Here is a 15,091-nt window from a genome sequence, read left to right as displayed (position 1 = left end):
CGGCAAATTATTGATAGTATTGATGTAGTTTTGACCACTTGACGTTCTTTTTAGTAAAAAAAGCAAATAAAACGGCATTTAGGGTTGCACCACATCAGGAAATAAGTATTATATGCCGCCGTTGCCACAGACAGGCAGCAACCAGAAAGTTACGGGTCGTTAGCTCAGTTGGTAGAGCAGTTGACTTTTAATCAATTGGTCGCTGGTTCGAATCCAGCACGACCCACCATCTTCTTGATGGTGGCGAAACTTTCTAAACAATGCGAAGGGTCGTTAGCTCAGTTGGTAGAGCAGTTGACTTTTAATCAATTGGTCGCTGGTTCGAATCCAGCACGACCCACCACTCGCAACGTTACAATGGTTATCACCGCAGTGTGAATTTTCCATATTGAAATGGGTCGTTAGCTCAGTTGGTAGAGCAGTTGACTTTTAATCAATTGGTCGCTGGTTCGAATCCAGCACGACCCACCATTTCAATCAATCTCTACCCTACAAGCAATATTTGATACTCCCTTGATGATCGCGCAGGATTAGAACCAGCGAAGCGGTTCGACATCCCGAGCAAGGCGAGGGTGAACGTGTTTTAGCACGGCCCGCAGGGTGAGCCTGTGAAACAGGCGAATCATCCAGCACGACCCACCATTTCAACCAATCTTCTCTGTTTCAAATTATCTCGAAAAGATTTTCTTAGCTCGCGCAGGATTTGAAGTAAGCGAAGGAGGACGTCACATAAAGACAGCGCTGTTTTGAACCGGGCTCTGCAAATTTAAAGATTGTTATGTGGTTGGCGAACTTTCAGAAGAAGCGCTGCGTACCCACAGCACAGTCACCGCTCTTGAAATAATCCACTTTACCCCTATTTCAAAAGCATGAATTCTTTATGACAGTGGGGTATACTTCGTCCCCCGTTTTAGCTGTCGTTTATCCAGGTCAGTACGTTATGACAGTCGCATTTCGCGTAGAACAAGTAGATTATCCATTTCCTGCTAAACCTGCTCCGCTATCAGAGCAGCGCAAATCAGAGCTTAAAGCAAAGATTAAGGCGTTGCTGAAAGAACAAAACGCGGTAATGGTTGCGCACTATTACACCGATCCTGAAATTCAGGCGTTAGCCGAAGAAACGGGCGGCTGTGTAGCTGACTCGCTGGAGATGGCTCGATTTGGCCGTGATGCTGATGAGCAAAAGCTTATCGTTGCCGGCGTTAAGTTCATGGGCGAAACGGCAAAGATTCTCAGCCCTGAAAAAACGGTATTAATGCCCACCCTTGAAGCAACATGTTCACTGGACTTAGGCTGTCCTGTGGATGAGTTCTCAGCGTTTTGCGATGCACACCCGGACCATACCGTAGTAGTGTATGCAAATACCTCTGCAGCGGTTAAGGCACGCGCTGACTGGGTAGTTACCTCAAGCATTGCGCTGGAAATTGTTGAGCATCTGGACGAGCAGGGTAAACCCATCATCTGGGGGCCAGACCGTCACCTTGGCTCGTATATCGCTAAACAGACCGGTGCTGACATGCTGATGTGGCAGGGCGAGTGTATTGTTCACGACGAATTCTCTGCGCAGAAACTTCAGGATATGAAAGCCATTTATCCTGACGCCGCAGTGCTGGTCCACCCCGAATCACCCGCTTCAGTGGTTGAGATGGCGGACGCGGTAGGTTCAACCAGCCAGCTGATTAAAGCCTCTCAGGAGATGAGCAACGAGATGTTCATCGTTGCTACTGATAAAGGCATTTTTTATAAGATGCAGCAGCTGACGCCGGGTAAGACATTTATCGAAGCCCCGACGGGTGGAAATGGTGCCACCTGTAAAAGTTGCGCGCATTGTCCGTGGATGGCTATGAATGGTCTGGAAGCAATATATAACTCGCTGACAGAAGGCAAAGCTGAGCACGAAATTTTCGTTGATGATGCGTTACGGGAAAAAGCACTAATTCCATTGGATCGTATGTTGGACTTTTCCGCGTCATTAAAAGCGAAACAAGCGTCTGCGTAATAAATCGGCGGTCAGGGCTTTTTTTCTTAAGAAGCCTTGATTCGGCAGGCAACATTACCTACTATACGCGCGCTTTGAATAAATATTTAAAGCATTTCGGAGAGATGGCTGAGTGGCTGAAGGCGCACGCCTGGAAAGTGTGTATACGTTTGTAGCGTATCGAGGGTTCGAATCCCTCTCTCTCCGCCAGATTCAAATAAAAAAGCCCTGCCTCGTGCAGGGCTTTTTTATTTGCGTTTAACAGAGTCGGGATGAGAACCCTCGGGTTCGACAAAACGGCAGGATAGCCGTTTTGCACAGCCTCAGGCTGCCCGCAGGGCGAGCGCCATGGAGGGCGCGAGTGAATCCCTCTCTCTGCGCCAGATACAAAAAACAGCGATAGCCTTTGCCGCAATAGCTGGGACGCAAAAACGATAATCGCCGTAACATGATTTACCGACTTATACGTCACGCGCTTCTAAAATGAAATAACTGATGCCAGGCTAGTTTGGCCGCGTGTTCCGAATACTCGGGTCGAGTAAATAGGTAGTGCCATCAACGGTGAATCGTATGATGTAATCGTGCAGAACGCCCTCAGGCGTACCATCCACATTTTTGTTGCGCACGACCAATAATTTGCTGGCTACGGAGTGCACCTGAAATTCTCTGGCATTTTGTGCACTGGATGCATGGCCTCGCCAAAGTGAATTAAAAGATTCGATACCCTCTGCGACATCTTCAGCATATGCTTTCATAATCTCTTGCTTTTGTTCGACTTCGTTCTGTTCAAAAACCTTCAAATCAAAGTCAGCGTAGCCTTCAGGAAAATGAAAGCGTATAAACTTGTTATCTTCTGTAAATTCAATAATATCGATAGGCTGATTATCCCGATAAAGTGTGAGATTATCAGGCTCGCCTTCATCAGCTTTGAATTCAACGTCAACAGCATTAGGATTGGCGTGCGCTTCAGTAGCCAGTAGCAGCCCGATGAATATTGCAAAGGCCCATGCGTATGTAAGTTTCATTGGTCGTTCCTCAGTTTTAAATAAAGCTATGTATATTTCTCGTTTTGTTTTACAGCTAATTACTTCTGTCGTCTTTTCGTACCCGGCCAGGACAGCCCGGTTTTTCGCTTACAGGTATATGTAGACAGTCTGACGTAAGGTATGCCAGTCGCTGTACCAGCGGAGGTTTGGTCGTATTGGGATAGTGAATGCATCAACTGACATAGTTTGGTCTCCATGTCATAGTGAGTTAAGCGCCAGCACGGTTTGTATATCCGTTTGCAGCGCAGCAAGTTCCGGATACTGCCAGATAAGCTCCGGTGTTTTCGAAACCAGTTTCTCCAGCTGTTTATGATTCTTCTCCGATAATGCTTTTTCATATAACGCAATTAATGCACCCGGACCCAGCAAATTATCTGGTACATCTACGTTCGGTAGCTTAAGCGCACTGCCAACCCGAAAGCGCCATAGCCTCGCCGCCGGCTCGTTGGCTGATAACAACGTCTTCTCAAAAGATTGTGCTTTTGAATCTTTACCCTGTGCCTTGAGTAAACGCCAGTACCAGTAATGGCGATGATAAAACGTTGCCGTCCAGTAGTTTCCGCCTTGTTCAGGCTGCCGCGCATCAATAGAAAAGCTGTCATCAAAGCTTTGCTCGGCAAGTGTTAACTGGTTGCCGAGCAAATAGGCTTCACCAAGAAAAGCGTGAATGGAGGCTAAGATTTCTCTCCATCGGGTATTTTCCTGGTCGTGTCTGACCAACTCCTCAACCGTGTTCTTTTGAGCCTGGTAAATCGCAACGGCGCTATCAATATTGCCGCTGTATACTTGTACTTTCGCCAGGCGGTTATTTGCTAACACGACATTGATACGGGCACGGTAGCTGTTTTCCAAACGCGCGATTTGCTCAAAAAGCTGTTTTTCACTACGGTAAAAACTCAGTGCCTGCGTCAGTTTAAGTTGTTTTTGATGAGCAGATCCAAGCCAGGAATAAACATCGGCGAGGGTTGCGATTGCATCAAGGTTTTCAGGGGCCATCGATACAACCTGCACCGTCACTTCAGCTGCTTTAAGAAAGTACGCGATAGCGCCATCAATATTGCCGCGACTATCTGCCAGCGTGCCAAGGTTAGAGTTCGCATAAGCGACCTCCATCATGGCAGCGGTATCCGAAGGAGCGAGGTCCCTTAGCCTGAGTGCGGCCTTGCGGTATGCCAGAAACTGTCGTTCTGCTTTATCCAGCTCATTTGCCACCCAGTGCGCGTACCCTAACCAGAATTCCGCCTGTGCCTGCTCATAAATATAATCAAACTTATCGGGCGATTGAGTCGTCAGCTTTCGCGCCTGGGCGAGGCTTTGCTCGAATGCCTGGGTGGCTTTATCGTATTGCGCACTATCCATATAGACACTACCTATCTGATATAGCGCTTTGGTTCTGTTTAATAAACCTGTGTCACTGGTTTGTGTCTCCTCAAGCTCTGCAAAATAGTTCAGGGCTTTTTCACCGACCGACTGCATGACATCCAGACGGCCGAGCTTATCCAGCTCGGTATGAAGATCACCAATTAAAAACTCAATTAAATCCTGACTTTTAGCCAGACTACGTTCAGCAGTTTGCTGGCTTTTTCTGGCTGAAAACGATGCGCTTGTCGCATATAAGGTAGTCGCAATAAGGGCGCCGATCGCTGCATAGCGAAGTGCTTGAGCACGTCGGGCGCGACGTTCAGAAGCCTTTATATAGTTTTCCTGGTCGGTGGTAAGCGTAAGTTCACTTTTAAGCAGCGCCTTTCCGTCATCAAGTGGCTTTCCGGCGTTGAGCAGAAGGGCGGGTTCACGATTTGCTTTGATCCAGCGCGTTACCTGATCCGACAACTGATCACGTACATTAAGTAACGAGCGGTTGACCTGTAGCCAGCGCGCCAGCCTCGGCCAATGAATGTAGAGGGACTCGTGAGCCAGGGTGATAATTTCTATATCATCAGGATTACGTTCGCTAACCAGGAGCCTGGCTCGCAAAAATGCTTCCACCAGCTGGCGCGCTTTTGCATCGCTCTGCAGTTGTTCACAAACTGCCCATTTTCTTAAATACCGTCCGTTCGGGTCACAACTGGTCAATTGATTAAAAACCTGGGCAAAGCGCTTTTGCACCGCTTTGCCCAGACCTCTGAAAATGGTTTCAGCGTGACTGGCTATCGCACCTTCTATACCACCAAGCAAGGCGTAGTGTTTGAACGTCAGCATCCCGCCGGGAGTTCGCATGTCGTAAAGCTGAGTGAGGGTAAACTCAAGTAGCGGTAAGCTCTCAGGATACTGTGCGGCGCGATCGGCGATGACTTCGTCCAGTGGCGGCTGGCCTTTTTCACCTTCTTCAAAGTGCAGGTGCGCGGCAATTGCCGGAGTGGTAATCATTTGGCGAATATTATAGAGCGACGGGGGCGACAGGTCGTACTGACCCCCGTGCTGCTTCAGGCGAAGAAACTCAGGTGTCGCACAAAGGTGGTGATAGCAGTCACTGCGCAGTGTGGCAATAACAAAAATATCCAATTCTTCCACCAGAGCGGCGACCAGCTCAGCAAAATGTTTTTGCTGAGTGACGGAGATAGCCGCTGATGTATAAAGTTCCTCGAGTTGATCAATTAAAATAACCAGCGTTGAAGAAGCGTGATGTGCTTCTAGTGCATGACGGATTTGTTCGAGAAATGCCATCTTGTCGTTTCTGGCCAGCGTCGCGGTAGCGTTTATCTGCTCAGTAGGTACAAGTTGCTGAGCGCTATTTGCCGCTAACGCTGAAACCAATGCACGAAAAGGGTCACCTTCGATGTCTGCCGGGCGCATTACACCGCGTAGAACCGTTCCACTACCCGGTAACAGATCCGGATTATAAAGCGCTGGTAAAATGCCGGCCCGTGCCAGACTCGATTTTCCCGAGCCGCTCATGCCGACAATAAGCAGAAACGGCTGATGCATGACGGCTTTGTACTTTAGTTTTTCCAGTGCTTCGGCTATTGCGTCATCTCGTCCGCAGAACACATTAGCATGCTCAAAGCGAAAGGCTTTAAGCCCCTGGAAGGGATTACCGCTATACCATGCCCGCGCATTAATCATTTCTGTTTCGGTGGGCGTCGGAAGAAAATTGTCGAGCCACCGGTGTAAGTGCTTTTCCAGTAAACACTCAAACTCACCGATGGTTTTATACTGATGATACGCGTTACTTAAGCGCTGCTGGTTGTCGGTAAAGTGTCTATTAAAAAATGCGTTTACTGGTGATGCGTTTTCCCCAGCTTTATCAGTGCGGCGATATACCATCACAGCCGGCTTACCACTAGTTTGTTGCGCTTTGCGCGCTGCGATAAATTCGTATTCAGTGCCGGTTAACGGACCTGCAAATGTCGCTGGGAGGGCGCTTTCAGGTAGTAGTGTTCCTGTTCGCTGCCATAAAATAAGGATAAACAAATCAACAGTGGCAGGGTCGGGGAGTTGGGGTTGAAATGACTCTCTGGCTTCCAGAGGCTGCTCTTCCCATAAAAGAACATTGAGCTCACTGCGATGACCAAATATTTTTCGTAGCCGCTCAATCACGCGCGCTGTTAAAGCGCGTTCCAGCACCACGTCCCCCGGGGAGGATACAAAAATATTGCAGGTGGGCATATAGGATATATTCGACTATGATAATATTCATAGTCTAGTTCAAAAATTAACCAGCCACATTAGCTTTCACGCTACACAGGCTTTCAGTGACGTGGTCCTGACTGACGATAGTCAGTGGCCGGGCAGTTGTCAGTCTACGAATTTACTACCAGTGAGCGGACAATCTTTAATGAACACTGATTATGCCTGACCGCGCAACCACCTCACTCTACCAGCAATTTGCAGATTCTCCTTTGGTTCCGATGACCCTGAGAGTAGGCGTGGCGGGCCATCGCGAACACGCCAGTATCAATCGGAATAACGACACGTTGACGAGGCAGATTACTACGCTTTATAGCCATATAAACTCGCAACTAAAGCGCTGTTATCAGCATGAGCATGCACAGACATTGTACGCAAAAGCAGAGCCTTTACTCAGGCTTACTTCCTCTATGGCCGATGGCGCTGACCGACTTTTACTGGATCCGTCGCTGGTCAAACAGGATTACGAATTAACCTGTGTATTGCCTTTCGAGGCTCATGAATATGCCAAAGATTTTGATCTTTATAGCCAGAATACTTTTTTTGAGTTACTGAAAAAAGCGCATTATGGGACAGCTGAATCCAAAGTTCTTGAGTTAGATGGAAGGCGCGATAATGCTGATATCGCCTATCGGGACTGCGCTGAGGTGCTGGTAAAAAACTGTGATGTACTGATAGCGCTTTATGATGGCAAGGACAAAGGAGGCTACGGTACTGCCTGGACGACAAAACTCGCATTGTCTGAGAAGATTCCGGTAATCTGGATTGACATTGAGCATGCCTGTGAGCTTTATTTTTTACACAGAGAAAATGGCGAAACCATCACTGAACCTTTTACTGCGTCCTCGCTGCACAAATGGCTAAGTCATATTTTGCTATTTGATACATTACTGAGCCCACCAGAAACAACGCAAAAAAACGACCTCACCTGGCGAATTTTACAGCGCTTTAAAGTGTTTGCCACCGAACCGGGTTTATCGCTGAGTTCTGAAGTATGGCCAAATTTTAATGACCGTGGTCCTATTCATATGATACGCGGACGCCATAGCCCGCTACACAATGGCTTTGCATGTTTGAAAAAACTGCTCATTTCTTCTGATAAGCTCAAGCAGGAAATCCATCATGACAAAGCACAATTGCCGCCATCGGTAAAACTAACCGAAGATGAGGGCTCGCCGCAGCCCGGGCGCTTTTATTCACCAGCCAGTCACGCCTATTTTGCGGCCTATCTACGCGCTGACCGCCTTGCCGGTTTTTATGCTTCAATGCATCGCAGCACGTTTATGTATATCTATTTGTTTGGTGCGGCGGCACTGATTGTGGCAGCGCTGGCTATCGCTTTTTCCGATCCTGCTATATATGGAAAAACAGCGCTTTTCTGCGCTTTTATTGAAATGCTGCTATTACTACTGATCTACCTTCTGTATAAGCGTGATCACTATACCCGGCTGCACGACCGCTGGCTTGAGTATCGCTGTATTGCTGAGTTTCTGCGGCCAACATTATTCCTATCAATTTTCAGCAGTCATTTCCCCATGCGCCGATTCAGAGACAGTGAAGAGGTGCTGGGGCGAAACCTTCTGGGGCACGGTGGTCCTGAGCGCTGCTGGGCGTATCTTTACACGGAAACCGTTTTACGCTGGACAGGTTTCTCCGGGCGTAAGATGGATCAGGCGTATTTAGCCGATGCATTGAACTTTACACAAAAACACTGGATACACGAGCAATATCACTACCATACACACAATGCTATTGCTACAAAGCAAATGGCCAGGCGACTGGCCAGGATTAGCGAAGGCATGTTCATCGCAACAATTATCGTTGTCGCGGCCAAGATCTTACTGACTCAATATCTACCGGAATTTTACGCTGTCTCGAAACTATGCGGTTTGCTGGCTGCCTGGTTACCTGTTATCGGTACCACGGCATTTGCAATTCGCAATCACGCCGAGTTTGAGATATCTGCCCAGCGAAGCCTGAGCGCCCGGGAGGTCTTGTTAGGTTACCATTGCAAAATTTCAGCGCTGGACAGCGCGACATTAACGTTTAAAGAGATTGAAAACTTACTTCGGGAATTAACCGCCCAATCAATTACCGAAACAGCTGACTGGCTGGAAATTTATGAGGTGAAGGATACGGAAACCGCGTAAGCAAACTTAGAAGGGCCATAAGGTTTGTGAATTATTTGATTGCCCCGGCCGGTAGGCGACAGGGCGTGAAATCAAAAACCAGTATAATTAATTGAGATAGGTGTTATTAAATCTCGCTAATTACATACCGCCAACGGCTTGGGGTCATCATTATCCTGTACCTTAAATTTAAACGCGGCGTGCTTTTTCACGTTTTTATCTGAGGCAAACATAGCAACAACCGGGCAATTCTGGCTTTTTCCTGTCAGTGAAATATCACCATTTTCAGCATCCTTCCTAATCATTTCTACAGAGGGCACATCAGGTGTGCGATCACTACCTGCCATATATGCCTTTGCCAGTTTTACTGCATCATCGACACAAACTAGTTTACTTTGAAAGTTGTCCGACTTGTCTTGCCTGAGCACCAGGTTAAGGGCAGGAGATTGCTCCCCATAAGGGCCAAACAGCAAAAATGTGGACGGGGCTAAATCTACGTTTTTGAAGTCAGGGGTTTGCTTTGTATCGAGCTTGCCCAGTAGTTTCTTTTGGTCGGGTTGACCAAGTTCAGAAACGACTTTCCCTGAACAAAAATCGATTGCTGCACTGAAGCCTTCTGCAATTTTGTCCATAAATCGCTGTTCACCCTTTTGGGCCAGCTTTTCATCGGCTATTGTGTCCGGGGACTGACCAACCAGGGTCGCTGCGCCGGCAAGGGCTGACCCCCACATGCTTTCCTTATCAATATCTACATCGCCGCTTGCCTTAAAATCTACTTCTGGTGAATTGAGAGGCTTGAACCACAGGGCCAAGCGCTTCGATTGCGGCTCGTATTGGGTAATTACCTCTCCGGTCAAATCTACATCAACTTCAAACCGGGCAAACTCATCAGTGCTGTAATCAGCACCCAGCACATCCTTTTCTCTGTCCAGCCAGCGCCACCCATTTATGCCAAGTGATAGTGTCATGGTATTTTGCTGGCTTTCATCATAGGCGACGTCACACGAGTGTATCCAAAGCGTGCCAATATAAGCCTCGTCACCGTTTTCCTTTTTGTGTTGTAGGCCCCGAAAACGATGCTGCAATCGGTCACATATTTTTTTGCCTGCAACGTCTGCTGCGGCTGCAGATAAGTTGTCAGATTCAGCCAGAGCGCTTTTGCCATACAAAAAACAAAACGTGCAGAGTATCGATAAGCATAATTTCATTTATTCACCTTGCATTGAACCAACGCTGTCAGCGAAGAAATTCAATGTGTTAATTCTGAGCACAAATTGTACTGGTTGAGTAAGCCTACGGTGACAGGGCTGATAAAAGTTCAGGAGTGTTGATTAAAATTCCGCGGTAATACAGATGTGAAGGACAGTGAGCGCTTTGTTAGATCGTGATAGATCAGACAACTGGCAAAGGCCTGATGAGGCTGCTTTGCCAGATGAAAGGAGGATAGTATACGCAGTGAAGCCCTTACCCTGAAGTAATTACTATTCCACCCTGAGGTTGAAGGGTCATCGAGAAATTTCCATCTTTACTGATGGTCACTTTTTTTAATTTGGTATTGCCTTTAGGAGTGTCGTAATACATCGTTACAGTCTTGCCTGAGAGCATTGGCAAATTAACATCAATCGATTTCTTTTTGTCTTCACCGTTAACAGCTGCAATATACCAGTTATCGTCTTTATGGCGTGCTAGCACAGTATAGTCCCCAGGCGCTCCGGCTATAAATTTTGTTTCATCCCAGACAGTTGGCATTTTTTTCAATAGCTCAAGCACGTAATCGGGTTGCTCATGGTAATTGTTAGGCGTTAAGCCGAAATGCTGAATCGGAGAGAAATACAGAACTCCCGTAGCGAGTTCAAAGGTATCGGTGGTTTTTCTGATTGTCCCTGATTTTTGCTCTTTAGAAAGCCGGTCATTGAGAAAGACAGGCGCGAAATCCATTGACGCTACGGTATTACGTGTAAAGGGCAGGATGGTCGCATTAAACGCATGCTTATCCAGTGCATCTTGTTCAAACACTAAATTTTCTGATGCTAACACCGCTTCTGAGGTGACGAAATTGGGGTACATTCTTTCCCAGCCACGTGGCAATGTACTACCGTGGACGGTTATCGTCAGGCCAAAATCATTGGCGTCGGTGAAAATATCTTCATACAACTGAATGGTTTGTTGTTTGTCGCCGCCAAAAAAGTCGACCTTCAGCCCTTTTACGCCAATCGCTTTCAACCATGCCATTTCTTCTCTTCTGGCCGGGCTGGTATTCATCTTATGCTGTGGGGTTTGGGGGGCATCATTCCACCATCCGTTCGAGTTGTACCAGAGAATAATGCCAACGCCCTTATCACTGGCGTAATCTACAAGCTTCTCTATTTTATCCCGCCCGATTCGCTGGTCCCACCAATTGTCAATCAGTACATATTCAAAATTCAGCTTAGCGGCAAGGTCGATGTACTTGATCTGATCCTGATAGTTTATGCTGTCATCCTGCCAGACAATCCAACTCCAGGTTGCTCTCCCCATCTCATAGTCCTGAGAAGCAGCGTAGCGCGGCTCTACCAGATCGTAAGACACCGTGGTTTCTACGATTGGAGCAAGCGTACTGCCCAGCGTAATAGTACGCCATGGCGTCACAGCGGGCATCGACATCGCAGCATACGTGCTTCCGATGCCGGAATTTTCGCCCTCTTGAGGAAAAGCAAGTGGGAATACACCTTTGTCGTTACTTTCGCCAAGGCGCGAACCAACATAGGTACTGTCCACACCTGTCTCAGAAATTAAAAGCCAGCCACGTTGAGCGTTCTTAAACAGGGCCGGGAATGTATATCCTACGCCGTTTGTAGAAGAATCAGTGACCGGCGCATCAAAGGTATAAGGCTCTTCATAGCTGGGTTTTGTTTTCATCCAGCCGGTCTCAGGCAAGGCTTGTGGTGTGATAAAGGTGGTCGCTTCATCAGGCAGGTTAAAGGTGGTTGCCTCACCCAGCACCTTGACTCTTGTCAGCGTCTCCGGACCGGATAACCTGTACCGAAACGCCACGTCCCGATTACTGACCCGATATTCAACCTCTAACTGAATATCGTCTTTCCCAGTAAAAGTAATCACTGCACCGTTTGCCTGATAATGCACATTACTCACCTTGCCGTGCATAAGCTCGTAATGTTTATCTTGCTGAGTGTCTTTATGCGAAACGTAGGTAAGATTGTTTGAAAAATTACCTAGCGATGTTTTCAAACCCAGTGATGATGGCTCCAAAAAAGTTTGGTTATCCAGTTTAACCGTATAATGCGGCCCGTCACTGGAGTTGTTTATTACCACCTCAATATTGCCGTCCGGACTGGTCACGGTGACAGGGAGTGCCGCCTGAGCACCGGATGCTGTCAGCGTTAATAGAATGCCAGCTATTGCTTTTTTCATGTTTGTCCCTTGTAGAAAATATCAGTATCGGGTTGTCTTTTGCCGTTAAAAAGAAGCCGTAATTCCGACGGTGTATCGAGGGCCGGTCTCTTCAAGTAGCAGAATTTGATTGCTGTAGCGGCCTTCCTTTCGGGTTTTTTCATCGGTGACATTAATGCCTTCCAAAAAGACCTGCATATCCTCGTTAATGTTATAACTGACACGTACATCGACTTGATCGTATTCAGCCACGTAAGTCGGCTCGCCGCCAAAGCCACGTGCTGTTTGCAGGAATCGATCGCGACGGTTCCATGCCACCCGCGCCTGATAAGGGCCTTTGTCATAAAATGCAATGAGGTTGTAGGTATCGCCTAATCCCACCAACGCGAAAGTCTGGGTGGTATCACCCACATCCAGTTCGGCGTTGCTGTCTACCATAGTGGCATTGGCGGTAACGCCAAACCCACTCCAGAATCCAGGCAGAGAATCGAAGGTGTATTGCGCACCCAGTTCGATACCGTCCACGGTTGCTTCTTCTGCGTTGTCTACCAGACTAACCTCGAAGACAGGATCACCTTCAAATAGATTTTCAGAATCGACTATTGGAAAACTTCTGTTTTCGACCGTACTAACCAAAAAGTTTTCCACATCTTTCCTGAAATAGCCGGCAGTCAGATAGCCACTTTCGCTGTAATACCATTCCAGGGTAACGTCGAGATTATCTGCGACGAAAGGACGCAGGTCTGGGTTGCCGCTATTGGCCGACAGGTTACCGGGCCGGGTTGCGCCGAGTGTTGTTCTGGGAGACAGTGAGCCCAACGGCGGCCGCGTCATTGTTCTGGATAACGCTATCCTTCCCACCAGCTCATCGGTGATATTGAGTTTAATGTTGGTACTTGGGAGAAAGTAATCATAAGTATTGGTCTGGGAGACTTCTTCTTCGCCAGAAAGTATGGGCGTGTATAAGTCTGCAGCGGCAAATGTCAAATCCTGCAGAATCTGCGACACCCCGATGGCAGTCGTTTCTGTATGAACATAACGGGCTCCGACATTCCAGGTCCATGGCATACCACTCCATTCGCCTTCAAATACGGCATTGATGTAGCCAGCCATTATTTCTTCTTCAACCTGTGATGAGGTGGGTCTTACCGCCAAATCAAAACCGCCGGACTGTTCCAGTAATGCAGCCGTGCTGCCTGCTTCGAGCCCCAGCGCATTGTTTCTGGCTGTCATCGCCTCGTCGGACTCCAGGTAATTGATAAACTCATCAATATCAAAAGATACCCAGCTGGAAGGAAGATTCCCTATCCCCCCTAAAAAATCATTGGCGATCCCTGTTTGTGAGAATAGCGAATCAGGGACATCTACCTGAAAGCCACAGTAAGCACACAGTACGTTGTCCGGCGAAAGCCTGATGGTTAGCGATTGATCTTGTTTTGAGTACTGGGCGCCAAACGTGACTTCCACCAAATGCTCTTTATTCGCAGCCCAGGTTGCATCCACGCGTTGTTGAAACACTTCATCCTCAAAATCCTGTCCGCCCCCAAACACTCCGCCGCCAGTACCACGCAATGTAAAATGGGCTCTGGCCAGGCTTGGATCGCTTAATGCCTCATCGCTCACGCCACTTACAGTAGGGTAGCCATTGTCGTCGTAAGAAACAGTACTGAAGTTTTCGTCTTGAATCCCGATCCCCGCGACTACGACGTCAGTATTTTCCGCTCCGCCAGAGTCAGCCTTTGACCAGGATGTATCAAATGATAAATTGAATTGATCATTGATCCACCAATCAGCGTTGAAGCCCACCGCATATAGGTTCGTAGGACGATTGAGCTGTGCCTCGGTAGCGTCGGCATTTCTGTTTTCGGTAACGCTGGTCGCCACATTATTGGAATCGAACGTGGCGTCAGATATCAGTGTTGGAGTGAAGTATATTCCGACGTTACTGGTGTGTGATTCAACTTCAAAGTCACTGTACATCGCATCCAGAGTAAACTCTACATCCTGTGAAGGACGATACTGGAAAGTGGAGCTAAAGGTGGTGCGTTCGCGATTTTCATGAATCGGGCTAATATTCAGGTTTTGCGGGAAGAAAAACTGCTCATCTGCACCGTATCCCTGTTCTGCAAGGCTACCGGCAATATTCGTCATATCGTCACGGTTGAGGACCAGATATCCGTCAGTAAGAAGGCGGTTTATCCGGTTTTGACGCTTTTGCTGTGTCAATGAAACTAACACGCCCACTGTATCAACGTTAAATGTGTCACTGACCATGCCAAAAAACTGAGGGCTGGTTTCATCTGATAGCGCCTCGTACTGTGCTTTTATCGATGATACAGCCCTGAAACCGTCATAATCTAACGGACGCGGTGTTCTCATCACGACCGTAGATCCAATACCTCCCTCATCCAAATGTACAGGTTGAGACTTATAAACTTCTACACCAGATACCAGTTCGGCAGGCAGCACATCAAAATTAAAGGAGCGGGCACCTGTATCCGATGCCAGTCTTCTGCCATTAAGTAACACCGTATTAAATTCAGGGCCAAACCCACGCACTGTTATTGACTGACCCTCACCACCGCTACGGTCAATAGCAACACCTGAAATACGCTGTAATGATTCTGCCAGGTTGGTATCAGGAAACTGACCAATGTCTTCTGACGAGATGGCATCAACAATCTGGTTTGAGTTTCTTTTTAATGAAACAGAGCGTTGTAAGCTTCCTCTGATACCACTTACCTGAATAACCTCAACATCCTGTTCTTGCGCGTCGCTCGACTCCTGTGCGTGGACGGTCAGACTACCCAGGCTAAGCGCAATTGAAAGTGCGGTGAGCGAAAGCCGCGGAGAGGATACAGAAGGGTGGGTAGCGTGCAATTTAGATTTCATAGTAAGACCTATTCTTTCAGATTATCTTT

The 15,091-nt window shown here is 47.7% G+C and carries 7 protein-coding genes, 4 tRNA genes and 1 other RNA gene; 7 read left to right on the top strand and 5 right to left on the bottom strand.

Annotation, left to right across the window (positions count from 1 at the left end; translation table 11 throughout):
• The first annotated feature begins 153 nt into the window (after positions 1 to 153).
• From FBQ74_RS11515 to FBQ74_RS11490, 6 genes are all read left to right on the top strand, one after another.
• A tRNA-Lys gene (locus FBQ74_RS11515) sits at positions 154 to 229 on the top strand.
• 38 nt (positions 230 to 267) lie between these two features.
• A tRNA-Lys gene (locus tag FBQ74_RS11510) sits at positions 268 to 343 on the top strand.
• Positions 344 to 395: 52 nt separating this feature from the next.
• Positions 396 to 471: transfer RNA gene (locus FBQ74_RS11505), tRNA-Lys, on the top strand.
• A gap of 37 nt (positions 472 to 508) precedes the next feature.
• Positions 509 to 642, top strand: a non-coding RNA gene (locus FBQ74_RS11500) — RtT sRNA.
• A gap of 298 nt (positions 643 to 940) precedes the next feature.
• Positions 941 to 1,999: a quinolinate synthase NadA gene (gene nadA / locus FBQ74_RS11495; RefSeq protein ID WP_139756802.1), complete on the top strand. Its 1,059-nt coding sequence runs from the start codon at positions 941 to 943 to the stop codon at positions 1,997 to 1,999.
• A gap of 98 nt (positions 2,000 to 2,097) precedes the next feature.
• Positions 2,098 to 2,188: transfer RNA gene (locus tag FBQ74_RS11490), tRNA-Ser, on the top strand.
• A gap of 293 nt (positions 2,189 to 2,481) precedes the next feature.
• Here FBQ74_RS11490 and FBQ74_RS11485 read toward each other — a convergent pair.
• Positions 2,482 to 3,003, bottom strand: a complete 522-nt coding sequence (locus FBQ74_RS11485; RefSeq protein ID WP_139756801.1) for a hypothetical protein — start codon at positions 3,001 to 3,003, stop codon at positions 2,482 to 2,484.
• A 219-nt stretch (positions 3,004 to 3,222) separates the two neighbouring features.
• The gene (locus tag FBQ74_RS11480) at positions 3,223 to 6,588 is read right to left on the bottom strand and encodes an ATP-binding protein (protein WP_168190656.1); all 3,366 of its coding nucleotides are present in this window, start codon (positions 6,586 to 6,588) and stop codon (positions 3,223 to 3,225) included.
• Positions 6,589 to 6,812: 224 nt separating this feature from the next.
• Here FBQ74_RS11480 and FBQ74_RS11475 point away from each other — a divergent pair, with 224 nt between their 5' ends.
• Entirely contained in the window at positions 6,813 to 8,801 is a 1,989-nt protein-coding gene (locus FBQ74_RS11475) for a hypothetical protein (RefSeq protein ID WP_139756799.1), read from the top strand.
• Between the two features lie 116 nt (positions 8,802 to 8,917).
• On the opposite strand, the gene FBQ74_RS11470 is transcribed toward FBQ74_RS11475, so the two are convergent.
• The 3 genes from FBQ74_RS11470 to FBQ74_RS11460 form a co-directional block, all read right to left on the bottom strand.
• Positions 8,918 to 9,988: a hypothetical protein gene (locus FBQ74_RS11470; protein ID WP_139756798.1), complete on the bottom strand. Its 1,071-nt coding sequence runs from the start codon at positions 9,986 to 9,988 to the stop codon at positions 8,918 to 8,920.
• 256 nt (positions 9,989 to 10,244) lie between these two features.
• A complete protein-coding gene (locus FBQ74_RS11465; protein ID WP_139756797.1) occupies positions 10,245 to 12,191 on the bottom strand; it encodes a glycoside hydrolase family 97 protein in 1,947 nt (648 codons plus the stop codon).
• A gap of 45 nt (positions 12,192 to 12,236) precedes the next feature.
• Complete coding sequence (locus FBQ74_RS11460; protein ID WP_139756796.1) at positions 12,237 to 15,062, bottom strand: TonB-dependent receptor; 2,826 nt, start codon at positions 15,060 to 15,062, stop codon at positions 12,237 to 12,239.
• Positions 15,063 to 15,091 lie beyond the last annotated feature (29 nt).

The sequence above is a fragment of the Salinimonas iocasae genome (assembly GCF_006228385.1).
In the GTDB taxonomy this organism is placed as follows: Bacteria; Pseudomonadota; Gammaproteobacteria; order Enterobacterales; family Alteromonadaceae; genus Alteromonas; species Alteromonas iocasae.
Note: the sequence above shows the minus strand (reverse complement) of the source record. Positions and strands in the feature narration are given on the sequence as shown.